The sequence below is a fragment of the Streptomyces sp. NPDC001194 genome (assembly GCF_042896985.1).
Lineage (GTDB): Bacteria > Actinomycetota > Actinomycetes > Streptomycetales > Streptomycetaceae > Streptomyces.
Genome location: NZ_JBIAXU010000001.1, coordinates 1 through 15,073, shown reverse-complemented (window position 1 = coordinate 15,073; position 15,073 = coordinate 1). Strand labels below are relative to the sequence as shown.

Below are 15,073 nucleotides of genomic sequence, written 5' to 3'. Positions count from 1 at the left end.
GTACATCGCAGCTAATGTGTGGGGCTGAGATGGCCGGCGATACATCTGGGGCAGCCCGTGCGTGAATATCTGCTGACGCTTTGCGTCACGGTCGCGGTGACCTACCTGCTGACCGGGCCCGTGCGGAAGTTCGCGATCGCGGCCGGTGCGATGCCGGAGATCCGCGCCCGCGACGTGCACCGCGAGCCCACTCCGCGGCTCGGCGGCATCGCCATGTTCGGCGGACTGTGCGCGGGGCTTCTGGTGGCGGACCACCTGCGCAACCTCAACGGAGTCTTCGAGCTGTCGAACGAGCCGCGGGCGCTGCTCTCCGGAGCCGCCCTGATCTGGCTGATCGGCGTGCTCGACGACAAGTTCGAGATCGACGCCCTGATCAAGCTCGGCGCGCAGATGATCGCCGCGGGTGTGATGGTCATCCAGGGTCTGACCATCCTGTGGATCCCCGTCCCGGGCATCGGGACGGTCGCGCTGACCCAGTGGCAGGGCAACCTGCTCACGGTGGCCCTCGTCGTGATCACCATCAACGCGGTGAACTTCGTGGACGGGCTCGACGGCCTGGCGGCCGGCATGGTCTGCATCGCCGCAGCCGCGTTCTTCCTCTACTCGTACCGGATCTGGTTCGGGTACGGGATCGAGGCGGCCGCGCCCGCGACCCTGTTCGCGGCGATCCTGATGGGCATGTGCCTGGGCTTCCTGCCGCACAACATGCACCCGGCCCGCATCTTCATGGGCGATTCCGGATCGATGCTCATCGGCCTGGTGCTGGCCGCCGCCGCCATCTCGATCACCGGGCAGGTGGACCCGGACACCATGGCCCTGTTCGCCGGTGGTGAGCGCAACGCGGTGCACGCGATGATCCCGGTCTTCATTCCGCTTCTGCTCCCGCTGACCATCATCGCGATCCCGATGGCGGACCTGGTCCTGGCCATCGTGCGCCGTACGTGGAAGGGCCAGTCGCCGTTCGCGGCCGACCGCGGGCACCTGCACCACCGGCTGCTGGAACTCGGGCATTCGCACAGCCGCGCGGTGCTGATCATGTATTTCTGGTCAGGGCTGATCGCGTTCGGTGCGGTGGCCTATTCCGTGCACTCCGCCTCGATGTGGATCGTGCTCGCGATCGTCGCCCTGAGCGCGCTGGGCCTCGTCCTGCTGCTCCTGCCGCGCTTCACCCCCCGCGCCCCGCGCTGGGCCGAGGGTCTGGTCCCGCCGCGCTACCGGCACCGCGAGCGCGCCGCCGAGGCGGCCGCGCTGGATGCCTCGGGCCGGGAGCCGGAGCCCGCCGGGCCGATCCGGGTCGGTGTCTCGGGCGTCAACGGAGCGACTGCGGTAGGCCCCCGTTCGCGCTTCCCCGACCGGCGTAAGGCAGAGTCGGCGCGCTGACGCCCGCGGTACATGTCGGACATGAACCGCCTTTACCACACACAACGGCGGCTTGTCGCGCACACACGGGCGGGTTAGCTCTCATGTGTGACAGTCAGCACACTACGCAGGTAAAGCTCTCATCAAATAGTTTGTGATACCGTTCACTAAACCCGGCGACAGAGCCGAAGGACCGTAGTGCGACGGCCCATCGGCCCGAGGTTCGATCTCGGACCGGGCTTACGCTCGTCCCGTACGAGTTCCCGTACGAGTCCGTGCCCCCACCACCACGCGGAGCAAACCGCCATGCGGTCAGATGACGTCCGATCCCTCCTGCACGCCGCTGTACCCACGGCTGTCGCCGGCGCTCTCGCAGCCGTCATCAGCGCCGTGGTGGCGGGCGGCAAGGGGGCCCTTGGCGCAGTCATCGCCACTCTGGTCGTGATGCTGTTCATGGGCATCGGATTCGTCGTTCTGCAACGCACCGCGAAATCGCTGCCGCACCTGTTCCAGGCCATGGGGCTGATGCTCTACACGGCCCAGATCCTGCTGCTGTTCGTCTTTGTCGCCGTGTTCAAGAACACGACGTTGTTCAACCCCAAGGCTTTCGCGATCACGCTCGTCGCCACCACCCTGGTGTGGATCGGCGCACAGACGCGTGCTCATATGAAGGCCAAGATCCTCTACGTCGAACCGGACTCGACGAAGGGCGACAAGCCCGAAAATTCGGGGCCGAAGTCGTGAGGGGTAGGGCCGGAATAAGGGCGCGTTCGAGATGCTGCTATCGTCCGGTGCCAACTGCGGCATTGCGGGCGCGGGCATCTGAGCTGACGCCTGTTCCATCGCGAGGCTCGATGCCTGATCGCCGCCCCCACACCCGTAACACCAGTCCAGTGCCGAACAGCGGCTGTGCGCCGCGCCGACACAACGAGGTTGCCGTACCTATGCGCCACGCTGAAGGAGCCCGCGGTGAGTGCTGACCTGACGCAGGTGCTCGCTTTCGAGACCGACTGTCACATCTTCGACGGATGTGGCTTCCCCGGCCCGGGCCTGCACTCGTTCCTCTTCGAGCCGCTGTGGGGCGAAGCCGGCACCACCAGTGCGTACTTCAACAAGCCGATGCTGCTGGCCCTTCTGGGCTCGGTGATCATCGTCGCCTTCTTCTGGGCCGCGTTCCGCAAGCCCAAGGTCGTACCGGGCAAGCTGCAGATGGTCGCCGAGGCCGGCTACGACTTCGTGCGCCGCGGCATCGTCTACGAGACGCTCGGCAAGAAGGAGGGCGAGAAGTACGTCCCCTTCATGGTGTCGCTGTTCTTCTTCGTCTGGGTCCTGAACGTCTGGTCGATCGTCCCCGTGGCCCAGTTCCCGGTGACCGCGATCATCGCGTACCCGGCGGCACTCGCACTGGTCGTCTACTTCATCTGGATGTCGGTGACGTTCAAGCGTCACGGCTTCGTCGGCGGCTTCAAGAACCTGACCGGCTACGACAAGTCGCTCGGCCCGGTCCTTCCGCTCGTCATGGTGATCGAGTTCTTCTCGAACGTCCTGGTGCGCCCCTTCACCCACGCGGTCCGACTGTTCGCGAACATGTTCGCCGGTCACACCCTGCTGCTGCTGTTCACCATCGCCAGCTGGTACCTGCTGAACGGGATCGGGATCGCCTACGCCGGCGTCTCTTTCATCATGGTCATCGTGATGACGGCGTTCGAGCTCTTCATCCAGGCTGTCCAGGCCTACGTCTTCGTGCTCCTGGCCTGCAGCTTCATCCAGGGCGCGCTCGCCGAGCACCACTGAGTCCGGCCCTCCCCCAAACCCCCTGTCGTCCGGTGGCCAACCCCCACCGGTCCGTGAAAGAGAAGGAAGAACTGGCATGTCCCAGATCCTCGCTGCCGCCGAAGGCGTCACCGGTTCCCTCAGCTCCGTTGGTTACGGTCTCGCGGCCATCGGCCCGGGTGTCGGCGTCGGCATCATCTTCGGTAACGGCACGCAGGCTCTCGCCCGTCAGCCCGAGGCTGCCGGTCTGATCCGCGCCAACCAGATCCTCGGCTTCGCCTTCTGTGAGGCGCTCGCCCTCATCGGTCTGGTCATGCCGTTCGTCTACTAAGACGAGCCGCAACCACTAGTCCGATTAGACGAAAGGCACTGATGTGAACCTCCTGGTTCTCGCGGCCGAGACGGAAAACCCGCTCGTCCCGCCGATCCCCGAGCTCGTCATCGGTCTGATCGCCTTCGTCATCGTCTTCGGTTTCCTCGCGAAGAAGCTCCTCCCGAACATCAACAAGGTTCTGGACGAGCGCCGCGAGCAGATCGAGGGCGGTATCGAGAAGGCTGAGGCCGCTCAGACCGAGGCCCAGAGCGTGCTGGAGCAGTACAAGGCCCAGCTCGCCGAAGCCCGGCACGAGGCCGCGCGCCTGCGCCAGGAAGCGCTGGAGCAGGGCACTGCGCTCAAGGAAGAACTGCGCGCAGAGGGCCAGCGGCAGCGTGAGGAGATCATCGCTGCCGGCCACGCCCAGATCGAGGCCGACCGCAAGGCCGCCTCTCAGGCGCTGCGTCAGGACGTGGGCAAGCTCGCCACCGACCTGGCCGGCAAGCTCGTCGGCGAGTCCCTCGAGGACGCCGCCCGCCAGAGCCGCACGATCGACCGCTTCCTCAGCGAGCTTGAGGAGAAGGCCGAGGCGGCCCGATGAACGGAGCGAGCCGCGAGGCGCTGGCCTCCGCGCGCGAGCGTCTCGACGCGCTGATGGACAACACGTCCGTCGACGCGGCGAAGCTCGCCGGCGAGCTGGCAGCCGTCACCGCGCTGCTCGACCGTGAGGTCTCGCTGCGTCGGGTCATCACGGACCCGGCGCAGTCCGGCGAGGCCAAGGCCGAGCTGGTCGGCCGGCTGCTGTCCGGCCAGGTGGGCGGGGAAACCCTCGACCTGCTGTCCGGCATGGCGCGGTCGCGCTGGTCGCAGTCCCGCGACCTGGTGGACTCGCTGGAGGAGCTGGCGGCCACCGCCGACCTCACGGCGGCCCAGCAGGGTGGCGCGCTCGACAACGTCGAGGACGAGATCTTCCGCTTCGGCCGGATCGTCGCCTCGAGCACCGAGCTGCGTGCCGCGCTGACCGACCGTGGCGCCACCGCCTCCGCCAAGAGCGAGCTGCTGCGCAGCCTGCTCGGCGGCAAGGCGAACGCCGTCACCGAGCGTCTGGTCGCGCGTCTCGTCACGCACCCGCGTGGACGTAGCCTGGAAGCGGGACTGGAGTCCCTTTCCAAGCTCGCCGCCGAGCGCCGTGACCGCATGGTCGCCACCGTGACCACCGCGGTTCCGCTCAGCGACGTGCAGAAGCAGCGTCTCGGCGCGGTGCTGGCCAAGCTGTACGGCCGCCAGATGCACCTGAACCTCGACGTGGACCCCGCGGTCCTCGGCGGGATCACGGTGCGGGTCGGCGACGAGGTCATCGACGGCACCATCGCGGACCGCCTCGCAGAGGCGACCCGCCGCATGGCCGGCTGACCTCAGCCAGCAATAGAACAAAAGCATTCCTAGCGGCCCGGTTGGGCCGTGCAGAACTTGCAGAAGATTCCTGGGGGTCGCCCCCAGACCCCTAAGAAGCTTCAGGCCCAACAAGGAGAGCAGGGAACCCAGATGGCGGAGCTCACGATCCGGCCGGAGGAGATCCGGGACGCACTGGAGAACTTTGTCCAGTCGTACCAGCCGGACGCGGCCTCGCGCGAGGAGGTCGGAACGGTCAGCGTTGCCGGCGACGGCATCGCGAAGGTGGAGGGCCTGCCCTCCGCCATGGCGAACGAGCTGCTGAAGTTCGAGGACGGCACCCTCGGTCTCGCCCTCAACCTCGAGGAGCGCGAGATCGGTGCGGTCGTCCTCGGCGAGTTCAGCGGTATCGAGGAGGGCCAGCCGGTGCAGCGCACCGGTGAGGTGCTCTCCGTCGGCGTCGGCGAGGGCTACCTCGGCCGTGTCGTCGACCCGCTCGGCAACCCGATCGACGGTCTCGGCGAGATCGCGACCGAAGGCCGTCGCGCCCTGGAGCTTCAGGCTCCGGGCGTCATGGTCCGCAAGTCGGTGCACGAGCCGATGCAGACCGGCTACAAGGCCATCGACGCCATGGTGCCCGTCGGCCGTGGCCAGCGTCAGCTGATCATCGGTGACCGTCAGACCGGCAAGACCGCTCTGGCCGTCGACACGATCATCAACCAGCGCGACAACTGGCGCTCGGGCGACGTGAACAAGCAGGTCCGCTGCATCTACGTCGCCATCGGCCAGAAGGGCTCGACCATCGCGTCCGTTCGCGGCGCCCTGGAAGACGCCGGTGCGCTCGAGTACACGACGATCGTCGCCGCCCCGGCGTCCGACCCGGCCGGCTTCAAGTACCTGGCGCCGTACACCGGTTCCGCCATCGGCCAGCACTGGATGTACGCCGGCAAGCACGTCCTGATCATCTTCGACGACCTGTCGAAGCAGGCCGACGCCTACCGCGCCGTGTCGCTGCTGCTGCGCCGCCCGCCGGGCCGTGAGGCCTACCCGGGTGACGTCTTCTACCTGCACTCCCGTCTGCTGGAGCGCTGCGCGAAGCTCTCCGACGACATGGGCGCCGGTTCGATGACCGGTCTGCCGATCGTCGAGACCAAGGCGAACGACGTGTCGGCGTTCATCCCGACCAACGTCATCTCCATCACCGACGGCCAGTGCTTCCTGGAGTCCGACCTGTTCAACGCGGGCCAGCGCCCGGCGCTGAACGTCGGCATCTCGGTCTCCCGCGTCGGTGGCTCGGCCCAGCACAAGGCCATGAAGCAGGTTTCCGGCCGTCTGCGTCTGGACCTCGCCCAGTACCGCGAGCTGGAGGCGTTCGCCGCCTTCGGTTCCGACCTGGACGCCGCTTCGAAGGCTTCGCTGGAGCGCGGCAAGCGCCTGGTCGAGCTGCTGAAGCAGGGCCAGTACCAGCCGATGCCCGTCGAGGAGCAGGTCGTCTCCGTCTGGGCCGGCACCACCGGCAAGATGGACGACGTTCCGGTCGGCGACATCCGTCGCTTCGAGTCGGAGCTGCTGGAGCACCTGCGCCGTGAGCGCAAGGACCTCCTGACCTCCATCGCGGACGGCGGCAAGATGTCGGACGACACCCTGTCCTCCATCGCGGACGCCATCGCCGGCTTCAAGCGCCAGTTCGAGACCTCGGACGGCAAGCTCCTGGGCGAGGACGCACCGGCCGTCAACGTCTCCAAGTGACGACGGAAGGGACCTGACTCATGGGAGCGCAGCTCCGGGTCTACAAGCGTCGCATCCGTGCCATCACGGCGACCAAGAAGATCACCAAGGCGATGGAGATGATCGCCGCCTCGCGCATCGTCAAGGCGCAGCGCAAGGTGGCGGCGTCGATGCCGTACGCGACCGAGCTCACCCGTGCGGTGACCGCGGTGGCGACCGGTTCGAACACCAAGCACGCCCTGACGACCGAGGTCGAGCAGCCGAGCCGTGCCGCGATCGTGCTCATCACGAGCGACCGCGGTCTGGCCGGCGGCTACTCCTCCAACGCCATCAAGCAGGCGGAGCGGCTCACCGAGCGGCTGCGCGGCGAGGGCAAGGAGGTCGACACCTACATCGTCGGCCGTAAGGGTCTGGCCTACTACGGCTTCCGCGAGCGCAAGGTCGCGGATTCGTGGACCGGCTTCACCGACAGCCCGGCCTACGCCGACGCCAAGCGCGTCGCCGGGCCGCTGATCGAAGCCATCCAGACGGAGACGGCCGAGGGTGGCGTCGACGAGCTGCACATCGTCTACACGGAATTCGTGTCGATGATGACGCAGAACCCGGTCGACGGCCGGATGCTGCCGCTCAGCCTCGACGAGGCTGCGGAGGAGAGCGGTACGAAGGGCGAGATCCTTCCGCTGTTCGACTTCGAGCCGTCGGCGGAGGACGTCCTCGACGCCCTTCTGCCGCGCTACGTCGAAAGCCGCATCTACAACGCACTGCTGCAGTCGGCCGCTTCCGAGCACGCCGCCCGCCGCCGCGCGATGAAGGCGGCGACCGATAACGCCGGAGACCTCATCAAGAGCCTCTCCCGGCTTGCCAACGCGGCCCGCCAGGCCGAAATCACCCAGGAAATCAGCGAGATCGTCGGTGGCGCCAGTGCCATGGCCGACGCGACCGCGGGGAGTGACAAGTAATGACGACCTCTGTTGAGACGGCCGCCGCCTCGGGCCGCGTCGCCCGGGTCATCGGCCCGGTCGTCGACGTGGAGTTCCCCGTCGACGCGATGCCCGACATCTACAACGCGCTGAAGGTCCAGGTCGCCGACCCGGCCGAGGACGGCGCGCTGAAGACCCTGACCCTCGAGGTCGCGCAGCACCTGGGTGACGGCCTCGTCCGTACCATCTCGATGCAGCCGACCGACGGCCTGGTCCGCCAGGCCCCGGTGACCGACACGGGCGAGGGCATCACCGTCCCCGTCGGTGACTTCACCAAGGGCAAGGTCTTCAACACCCTCGGTGAGGTGCTGAACTACCCGGAGGAGAACGCCAACGTCACCGAGCGCTGGCCGATCCACCGCAAGGCGCCCCGCTTCGACGAGCTCGAGTCGAAGACCGAGATGTTCGAGACCGGCGTCAAGGTCATCGACCTTCTCACCCCGTACGTCAAGGGTGGAAAGATCGGTCTGTTCGGTGGTGCCGGTGTCGGCAAGACCGTTCTGATCCAGGAAATGATCTACCGCGTCGCCAACAACCACGACGGTGTGTCGGTCTTCGCGGGCGTCGGTGAGCGTACCCGTGAGGGCAACGACCTCATCGAGGAAATGGCCGACTCCGGCGTCATCGACAAGACGGCGCTCGTCTTCGGCCAGATGGACGAGCCCCCGGGCACCCGTCTGCGCGTCGCCCTGGCCGGTCTGACCATGGCGGAGTACTTCCGCGATGTGCAGAAGCAGGACGTGCTCTTCTTCATCGACAACATCTTCCGTTACACCCAGGCCGGTTCGGAGGTGTCGACCCTTCTGGGCCGCATGCCGTCCGCCGTGGGTTACCAGCCGAACCTGGCTGACGAGATGGGTCTGCTGCAGGAGCGCATCACCTCGACCCGCGGTCACTCGATCACCTCGATGCAGGCGATCTACGTCCCCGCGGACGACCTGACCGACCCGGCGCCGGCCACCACCTTCGCCCACCTCGACGCGACGACGGTTCTCTCCCGTCCGATCTCCGAGAAGGGCATCTACCCGGCCGTGGACCCGCTGGACTCGACGTCCCGCATCCTCGACCCGCGGTACATCGCGGCGGACCACTACGCCACGGCGATGCGCGTCAAGGGGATCCTGCAGAAGTACAAGGACCTCCAGGACATCATCGCGATCCTCGGTATCGACGAGCTGGGCGAAGAGGACAAGCTCGTCGTCCACCGCGCCCGTCGCGTCGAGCGCTTCCTGTCGCAGAACACCCACGTCGCCAAGCAGTTCACCGGCGTGGACGGTTCGGACGTTCCGCTCGACGAGTCGATCACCGCGTTCAACGCGATCTGCGATGGTGACTACGACCACTTCCCCGAGCAGGCGTTCTTCCTGTGCGGTGGCATCGAGGACCTGAAGGCCAACGCCAAGGAGCTGGGCGTCTCCTGATCCGGCGCGCTCCTCACGGGGCGCTTCCGGTTCGCAGGCGCCGGCGCACGTCGGCAGTGTCTGCAGACGGAGAGGGGCGGGTGTGTCCCGTCCCTCTCCCCACGCCCATTAGAATTTGACCCAACACCCGGCCTACCCGCCGGGTGGTGACCCGAGGAGCCACCTTGGCTGCTGAGCTGCACGTCGAGCTGGTCGCGGCGGACCGTAATGTCTGGTCCGGCGAGGCCACCCTGGTCGTCGCCCGCACCACGTCCGGCGACATCGGCGTCATGCCCGGTCACCAGCCGCTTCTCGGTGTGCTGGAATCGGGCCCGGTGACCATCCGTACCAGCGAGGGCAACACTGTCGTCGCCGCGGTGCACGGCGGTTTCATCTCGTTCGCGGACAACAAGCTGTCCCTGCTGGCCGAGATCGCCGAGCTCGCTGACGAGATTGACGTCCAGCGGGCGGAGCGGGCACTGGAGCGCGCGAAGTCGGAGGCCGATGGGGCCGCCGAGCGTCGCGCCGATGTCCGGCTGCGCGCGGTCACGGGGCACTGAGCCCCGTACCGAACAGGTTTGAGACCTCAGCCGCGGTCCGGTCTGGAATTTTCCAGACCGGGTCGCGGCTGAGGCGATGCAGGTCGTTTTTCGTTTGAGGTATTCGATGAGCGAGGAGGTCGGTGAAGATGCTCCTCGCTCTGCTTGTGAGCGGCCTGGTCGTAGCCCTGGTGGTGATCGGGCTGTTTGTGTTCGGGCTGCGCCGCAGACTGATCCAGCGGTCCGGCGGCACGTTCGACTGCAGCCTGCGCTGGGCCGTGTCCGAGGAACCCGACATCTCCGGCAAGGGCTGGGTGTACGGGGTCGCCCGTTACAGCGGTGACCGCATCGAGTGGTTCCGCGTCTTCTCGTACTCCCCGCGGCCGCGCCGCCTGCTGGAGCGCTCCTCCATCGAGGTCATCGCCCGCCGCGCGCCCGAGGGCGAGGAGGAGCTGGCGCTGCTGTCCGACGCCGTCGTGCTCGGCTGTCTCCACCGGGGGACCCGCCTGGAGCTCGCGATGAGCGAGGACGCGCTGACCGGCTTCCTGGCCTGGCTGGAGGCGGCGCCTCCCGGGCAGAGGGTGAACGTGGCCTGAGGGCCTGAGGGCCTGATGTCGTGACGGAGCCGGGAGACGGGGGGCGGACCCCGTCTCCCGGCTCCGTCGTTCACCGGGGGCGGTGGTGCCTACTGGAGCCCGGTGTGGACCGCGTTGGCGAGTTCGCCGTTCGCGGTGTCCCCGCTGAACTCCCAGTAGAAGGCGCCCCTGAGCCCCTGCTGCTTGGTCCAGCTCATCTTCCCCGCGATGGTGGCGGGGGTGTCGTAGCTCCACCAGTTGCTGCCGCACTTGGCGTAGGCGGTGCCCGCGACCGTGCCGGTGGCCGGGCAGCTGTTCTTCAGGACCTTGTAGTCCTCGATGCCCTGCTCGTACGTGCCGGGGGCGGGGCCGGTGGCGGTGCCGCCGGGGGCGGCCTGCGTGACGCCGGTCCAGCCGCGGCCGTAGAAGCCGATGCCGAGGTTGAGCTTCGAGCCCGCGATGCCCTTGCCCTTGAGCTTGGTGATCGCCGCCTCGGAGTTGAAGCCGGCGATCGGGATGCCGGCGTACGAGGTGAGCGGGGAGTGCGGGGCGGTCGGGCCCTGGGCGTCCCACGCGCCGAAGAAGTCGTACGTCATGACGTTGTAGAAGTCGACGTACTGCGAGGCGCCCGCGTAGTCCGCGAGGTCGAGCTTGCCGCCGTTGGAGCCGTCGGCGGAGATCGCGGCGGTCACCAGGTTGCTGCTGCCGAACTTGGTGCGCAGGGCGGACAGGACGTTCTTCAGGGAGGCGGCGCCGCTGGTGTCGCAGGACAGGCCGCAGGCGTTCGGGTACTCCCAGTCGATGTCGATGCCGTCGAAGACGTCCGCCCAGCGCGGGTCCTCGACCAGGCTGTAGCAGGAGTCGGCGAACGCGGCCGGGTTGGCCGCGGCCTGGCCGAAGCCGCCGGACCAGGTCCAGCCGCCGAAGGACCACAGCACCTTGATGTTCGGGTACTTCGCCTTGAGCTTGCGCAGCTGGTTGAAGTTGCCGCGCAGCGGCTGGTCCCAGTTGTCGGCGACGCCGTCGACGCTCTGGTCGGCGGTGTAGGCCTTGTCGTAGTCGGCGTAGGCGTCACCGATGGTGCACTTGCCGCCCTGGACGTTGCCGAACGCGTAGTTGATGTGGGTGATCTTCGCGGCGGAGCCGGAGGTGTCCAGGTTCTTCACGTGGTAGTTGCGCCCGTAGACGCCCCACTCGGTGAAGTAGCCGAGCTTGACCTTGCCGCCCGGGTCCGGGGGCGTGGTGCCGCCGCCGGTCGTGGTGACCGAGACGGAGCCGGAGGCCGGGCCCGTCTGGTCGGCGGTGTCGCGGGCGATGACGCCGTAGGTGTACGTCGTGCCCTTGGTCAGGCCGGAGTCGGAGTAGCTCGTACCGGTGACGGTCGCGATCTTGGTGCCGCCGCGGTAGACGTCGTAGTTCTTGACGCCCTTGTCATCGGTGGCGGCGGCCCAGCCGATGGTCAGCGAGGTGTCGGTGACCCCGCTCGCGGTGGGGGTGCCGGGGGCCGAGGGCGGGCTGTCGGTGGGGGTCGAGCCGCCGTCGCAGGAGCCGCCGTTGATCTTGCAGCCGCTCGGGGCGCCGGAGCCGGCGCCGTTGAAGCCGAAGCTGATCGTGGCGCCCGGGGCGAGGGTGCCGTTCCAGCCGACGTTCTTGCCGGTCCAGTGGGTTCCGGAGCTGGTGACGGTGGCGTCCCAGGCGGAGGTGACCGTCGTGCCGGAGGGGTAGTCCCACTCCACGGTCCAGCTGGTGAGGGTGGTGGTGCCGGTGTTCTTCACCGTCCACTTGCCCTCGAAGCCGGTGCCCCAGTCGGAGACCTTCGTGTACGTGGCCGTCGCGGAGGCGGCGGCCTCGGCGGGGCCGGCCAGGGCCACGAGTCCGGCGATGGGCAGGGTGAAGGCGGCCACGCTCGCGGCGAGCCTCCGCAGCAGTCGCATGCGGGGTGGGGGTGCCGAGCTTGCTGTGCTCAAGGGTGCTCCTCCGTAGGTCCGTCCCGGTCGTGGGGCCGACCGGGACTGGGGATGGGACCTGCGCCGCCCGTGAGCACGCTTGTCATGGCACGCTCACCACAGTTGCCGCGAGCGTAGAAAGGTCTGGACCAACCGTCAAGAGGTCCAGACCTTCACTCCGGTATGCCTCTAGAGGCCCAACTCCTGCGCCAGGACGGCCGCTTGGACCCGGCTGCGCAGCTCCAGCTTCCCCAGCAGCCTGCTGACGTGCGTCTTCACCGTCGCCTCCGCCATCTCCAGCCGCAGCGCGATCTCCGCGTTCGAAAGACCCTCGCCCAGACATCCGAGCACCTCCCGCTCCCGCCGCGTCAGCGAGGCCACCGCCGCGGCCGTCTGCGGAGCCACCGGGACCTTCGCGGGCCGCGGAGCCGCGAACTCGGCGATCAGCCGCCGGGTCACCGCCGGGGCGATCAGGCCCTCCCCGCGCGCCACCGTCCGTACGGCCTCGATCAGCTCCGCCGCGTCCGCGTTCTTCAGCAGGAAGCCCGCCGCCCCCGCGCGCAGGGCGCCGAACACGTACTCGTCCAGGTCGAAGGTGGTCAGGACGAGTACGTCCGCCAGCCCCTCCGCGACCACCTGGCGGGTCGCCGACACCCCGTCCAGCCTCGGCATCTGCACGTCCATGAGGACGAGGTCCGGCCTCAGCTCCCGCGCCAGGCGCACCGCCTCCTCGCCGTCCGCGGCCTCGCCCACGACCTCCACGTCCCCCGCGCTGCGCAGGATCAGCACCAGTCCCGCCCGTACCGCGCTCTGGTCCTCGGCCACCACCACCCGGATGCTCATCCGGCCACCGCCCTCTCCTCCGCGGGCAGGTCCGCCCGCACCAGCCAAACCGATCCCGCACGACCCGCGGAGAACTCCCCGCCCAGCAGTTCCGTCCGCTCCCGCATGCCGATCAGCCCGGCGCCCGAGCCGGGCGCGCGGGGACCCGGCCGGTCTCCGTACGGGGATTCCACCCGTACGGTCAGCAGCCCGTCCGCACGCGTCACGCGGACCCGGACCGTGCCCGGGGCGGCGTGCTTGAGGGCGTTCGTCAGCGATTCCTGGACGATCCGGTACGCCGCCAGCTCCACGGGGGCCGGCAGCGGCTCCCCGGGCGGCCGGCCGTCCAGGAGCGCGAACTCCAGCCCGCTCGCGGCGCCGTTGACACGGGCCTGCGCCAGCAGGGCGTCGAGCCCGTCGAGGGAAGGCGTGGCGACCGCCTCCTGCCCGGCGCCCGCGTCCCGCAGCAGCCCGATCAGCCGGCGCATCTCGGCGAGCCCCTGCACGCTGTTCTCCCGGATCACCCCGAGGGCCTCCCGGCTCGTCGCGGGGGAGTCGATGGACAGTGCGGCCGTGGAGTGGATGGCGATGGCGGACAGGTGGTTGGCCACCATGTCGTGCAGCTCGCGGGCCATCCGGGCGCGCTCGGCGACGACGGCCTGACTGCGGTCCATTTCGGCCAGCAGCGCGGTCTGCTCGGCCCGCAGCCGGGCGGCCTCGGCGGCCTCGCGGTGGTTGCGCAGGGTGGCGCCGGTCAGGGCCGGGCCGAAGCTGACGATGCCGGTGATCACGCCGATCATCAGGGCCTGGGGGGTGCGCAGCCAGGCCACCGAGGCGATGGTGACGGCGATGGTGACCAGGCCGGTGGTGACCGGGAGCCGCCGGGCCATGGCGGGCTTGCCGTAGACGACGGCCGCGTACATCAGGTCGGTGAAGATCAGGACGGTGCCCAGGTTCCCCACGGTGAACTGGTCGGCGATCACCCCCACGGTGCCGACGGCCAGCGTGGTGTTGGGCGCCGTGCGGCGCAGCAGCTCCATCGGTCCGAGCGCGAAGAGCGGGACCAGGGCCGCCCAGGCCGGGAGGAAGTGCCGGTTGTTCGTGCTGTAGATGCCGAGCGACCACAGCACCAGGCCCGCGAGCACGCTGAACACCGCGAGGAGCACGTCGTCGCGGTGGGGGCGGAAGGTCCTGGCGGGCGGCGCAGGGGTGATGGTCGGGGTCACGGTCCCATCCAACAGGGTGAGGGAGGGCCGGGCGTCCCCGCCGGGGCGGAGGCCGGGCGGTGCGGGAGTACGCCGAAGGATGCAGTCACGGTTCGTCACCGGCGACGACGAAGCGGTGCGGATCGGGCGGGAGGCTGGATCCCGTGGTTGTAGAAGCGTCGACGGAAGGGAGAATCCGGTGCTCGTCACACTGATCATCGCCTGCGAGGTCGGCTTCTGGGCTCTGCTGGCCGGCGGACTGGCGCTGCGCTACCTCGCGAAGATGCCGAGGCTGGGGGCGGCGGTCCTGCTGTGCGAGCCGCTGCTGGAGCTGGTCCTGCTGGTGGCCACCGCGGTGGACCTGAAGAACGGGGGCGAGCCGAGCTGGACGCACGGCCTGGCCGCGCTCTACATCGGCTACACCGTCGGCTACGGCCACTACACGGTGAAGTGGCTCGACCGGCACGCGGCGTACCGCTTCGCCGGGGGGCCGAAGCCGCCCGGCCCGAAGCACGGCAGGGCCAGGGCGGTCCACGAGTGGAAGCTGTGGACGCGCACGCTGGCCGGCGCGGCCGTAGCGCTCGGGCTGCTGCAGGGCGCGATCTGGTACGTGGGCGACGCGGCCGACACCGGCGCCCTGCAGAGCTGGCAGTACACCGCCCTGCGGGTGCTCGGCATCCAGGCCGTGATCGCCGCCACGTACACGTTCTGGCCGCGCAAGCCCCCGCCGCCGGAGGACCCGGCGCCGGAGGAGCGGGCCGCGGCCGAGCGGCGGCTCTGAAGGGCTAGGGGGTGTCTTGTCGATCAGGCCGGATCAGGGAGCGGCGGTGGGCGCCGTGGATCGCAAGGCGGACGAGGGAGTCGACGCGGAGCGTCGGCGACCGAGGACAACGCGGCGAGGCGCGGCGCCCACCACCGCGAGCCCGGCGTGATCGGCAAGACACCCCCTAGGTGTGTTGTCCGGGCAGGTTGGTGGCGCGGCTGGCGGGTGTCTGGCCGCTGATGCCGGTGTGGGGACGGTGGTAGTTGTACCAGTGCAGC

The 15,073-nt window shown here is 68.9% G+C and carries 15 protein-coding genes; 12 read left to right on the top strand and 3 right to left on the bottom strand.

The features are described from left to right. Positions 1-45: 45 nt before the first annotated feature. From ACFY1T_RS00075 to ACFY1T_RS00025, 11 genes are all read left to right on the top strand, one after another. Positions 46-1,380: an MraY family glycosyltransferase gene (locus ACFY1T_RS00075; RefSeq protein ID WP_199813595.1), complete on the top strand. Its 1,335-nt coding sequence runs from the start codon at positions 46-48 to the stop codon at positions 1,378-1,380. Positions 1,381-1,665: 285 nt separating this feature from the next. Beyond that, positions 1,666-2,103, top strand: a complete 438-nt coding sequence (locus tag ACFY1T_RS00070) for a hypothetical protein (RefSeq protein ID WP_366101089.1) — start codon at positions 1,666-1,668, stop codon at positions 2,101-2,103. A gap of 210 nt (positions 2,104-2,313) precedes the next feature. Then, positions 2,314-3,153 (top strand): F0F1 ATP synthase subunit A, encoded by an 840-nt coding sequence (atpB, locus tag ACFY1T_RS00065; RefSeq protein WP_390786926.1) that lies wholly within the window; start codon positions 2,314-2,316, stop codon positions 3,151-3,153. A gap of 76 nt (positions 3,154-3,229) precedes the next feature. Next, positions 3,230-3,463: an ATP synthase F0 subunit C gene (gene atpE / locus ACFY1T_RS00060; RefSeq protein WP_030857147.1), complete on the top strand. Its 234-nt coding sequence runs from the start codon at positions 3,230-3,232 to the stop codon at positions 3,461-3,463. Positions 3,464-3,506: 43 nt separating this feature from the next. Continuing rightward, positions 3,507-4,046: a F0F1 ATP synthase subunit B gene (locus ACFY1T_RS00055; protein ID WP_030857149.1), complete on the top strand. Its 540-nt coding sequence runs from the start codon at positions 3,507-3,509 to the stop codon at positions 4,044-4,046. Beyond that, positions 4,043-4,858: a F0F1 ATP synthase subunit delta gene (locus tag ACFY1T_RS00050; protein ID WP_363123953.1), complete on the top strand. Its 816-nt coding sequence runs from the start codon at positions 4,043-4,045 to the stop codon at positions 4,856-4,858. Before ACFY1T_RS00055 ends, ACFY1T_RS00050 begins: the two co-directional genes overlap by 4 nt. 132 nt (positions 4,859-4,990) lie before the next feature. Then, positions 4,991-6,586, top strand: a complete 1,596-nt coding sequence (atpA, locus tag ACFY1T_RS00045) for a F0F1 ATP synthase subunit alpha (RefSeq protein WP_053689429.1) — start codon at positions 4,991-4,993, stop codon at positions 6,584-6,586. Between the two features lie 20 nt (positions 6,587-6,606). Further along, positions 6,607-7,524 (top strand): F0F1 ATP synthase subunit gamma, encoded by a 918-nt coding sequence (locus tag ACFY1T_RS00040; protein ID WP_030857155.1) that lies wholly within the window; start codon positions 6,607-6,609, stop codon positions 7,522-7,524. Then, complete coding sequence (atpD, locus tag ACFY1T_RS00035; RefSeq protein WP_030857157.1) at positions 7,524-8,966, top strand: F0F1 ATP synthase subunit beta; 1,443 nt, start codon at positions 7,524-7,526, stop codon at positions 8,964-8,966. The genes ACFY1T_RS00040 and atpD overlap by 1 nt, the downstream gene beginning before the upstream one ends. A 164-nt stretch (positions 8,967-9,130) precedes the next feature. Further along, positions 9,131-9,505: a F0F1 ATP synthase subunit epsilon gene (locus ACFY1T_RS00030; RefSeq protein ID WP_030857159.1), complete on the top strand. Its 375-nt coding sequence runs from the start codon at positions 9,131-9,133 to the stop codon at positions 9,503-9,505. Between the two features lie 128 nt (positions 9,506-9,633). Beyond that, on the top strand, positions 9,634-10,080 hold the full coding sequence (locus ACFY1T_RS00025) for a DUF2550 domain-containing protein (RefSeq protein WP_390786319.1): 447 nt from the start codon (positions 9,634-9,636) through the stop codon (positions 10,078-10,080). Between the two features lie 89 nt (positions 10,081-10,169). Here ACFY1T_RS00025 and ACFY1T_RS00020 read toward each other — a convergent pair whose 3' ends face one another. From ACFY1T_RS00020 to ACFY1T_RS00010, 3 genes are all read right to left on the bottom strand, one after another. Further along, the gene (locus ACFY1T_RS00020) at positions 10,170-11,993 is read right to left on the bottom strand and encodes a glycosyl hydrolase family 18 protein (RefSeq protein WP_390786925.1); all 1,824 of its coding nucleotides are present in this window, start codon (positions 11,991-11,993) and stop codon (positions 10,170-10,172) included. Positions 11,994-12,194: 201 nt separating this feature from the next. Beyond that, positions 12,195-12,848 (bottom strand): response regulator, encoded by a 654-nt coding sequence (locus ACFY1T_RS00015; RefSeq protein WP_390786318.1) that lies wholly within the window; start codon positions 12,846-12,848, stop codon positions 12,195-12,197. Next, positions 12,845-14,065, bottom strand: coding sequence for a sensor histidine kinase (locus ACFY1T_RS00010; RefSeq protein WP_390786317.1), 1,221 nt, complete (start codon positions 14,063-14,065; stop codon positions 12,845-12,847). The genes ACFY1T_RS00015 and ACFY1T_RS00010 overlap by 4 nt, the downstream gene beginning before the upstream one ends. A 166-nt stretch (positions 14,066-14,231) precedes the next feature. Here ACFY1T_RS00010 and ACFY1T_RS00005 point away from each other — a divergent pair, with 166 nt between their 5' ends. Then, a complete protein-coding gene (locus tag ACFY1T_RS00005) occupies positions 14,232-14,813 on the top strand; it encodes a hypothetical protein (RefSeq protein ID WP_390786316.1) in 582 nt (193 codons plus the stop codon). Positions 14,814-15,073 lie beyond the last annotated feature (260 nt).

Excerpts from the sequence above, each read along its gene's own strand:
- ACFY1T_RS00070 (WP_366101089.1), top strand. The coding sequence starts at position 1,666 with ATGCGGTCAGATGACGTCCGATCCCTCCTGCACGCCGCTGTACCCACG.
- atpE (WP_030857147.1), top strand. The coding sequence starts at position 3,230 with ATGTCCCAGATCCTCGCTGCCGCCGAAGGCGTCACCGGTTCCCTCAGC.
- ACFY1T_RS00050 (WP_363123953.1), top strand. The coding sequence starts at position 4,043 with ATGAACGGAGCGAGCCGCGAGGCGCTGGCCTCCGCGCGCGAGCGTCTC.
- atpA (WP_053689429.1), top strand. The coding sequence starts at position 4,991 with ATGGCGGAGCTCACGATCCGGCCGGAGGAGATCCGGGACGCACTGGAG.
- ACFY1T_RS00040 (WP_030857155.1), top strand. The coding sequence starts at position 6,607 with ATGGGAGCGCAGCTCCGGGTCTACAAGCGTCGCATCCGTGCCATCACG.
- atpD (WP_030857157.1), top strand. The coding sequence starts at position 7,524 with ATGACGACCTCTGTTGAGACGGCCGCCGCCTCGGGCCGCGTCGCCCGG.
- ACFY1T_RS00025 (WP_390786319.1), top strand. The coding sequence starts at position 9,634 with ATGCTCCTCGCTCTGCTTGTGAGCGGCCTGGTCGTAGCCCTGGTGGTG.
- ACFY1T_RS00020 (WP_390786925.1), bottom strand. The coding sequence starts at position 11,993 with ATGCGACTGCTGCGGAGGCTCGCCGCGAGCGTGGCCGCCTTCACCCTG.
- ACFY1T_RS00015 (WP_390786318.1), bottom strand. The coding sequence starts at position 12,848 with ATGAGCATCCGGGTGGTGGTGGCCGAGGACCAGAGCGCGGTACGGGCG.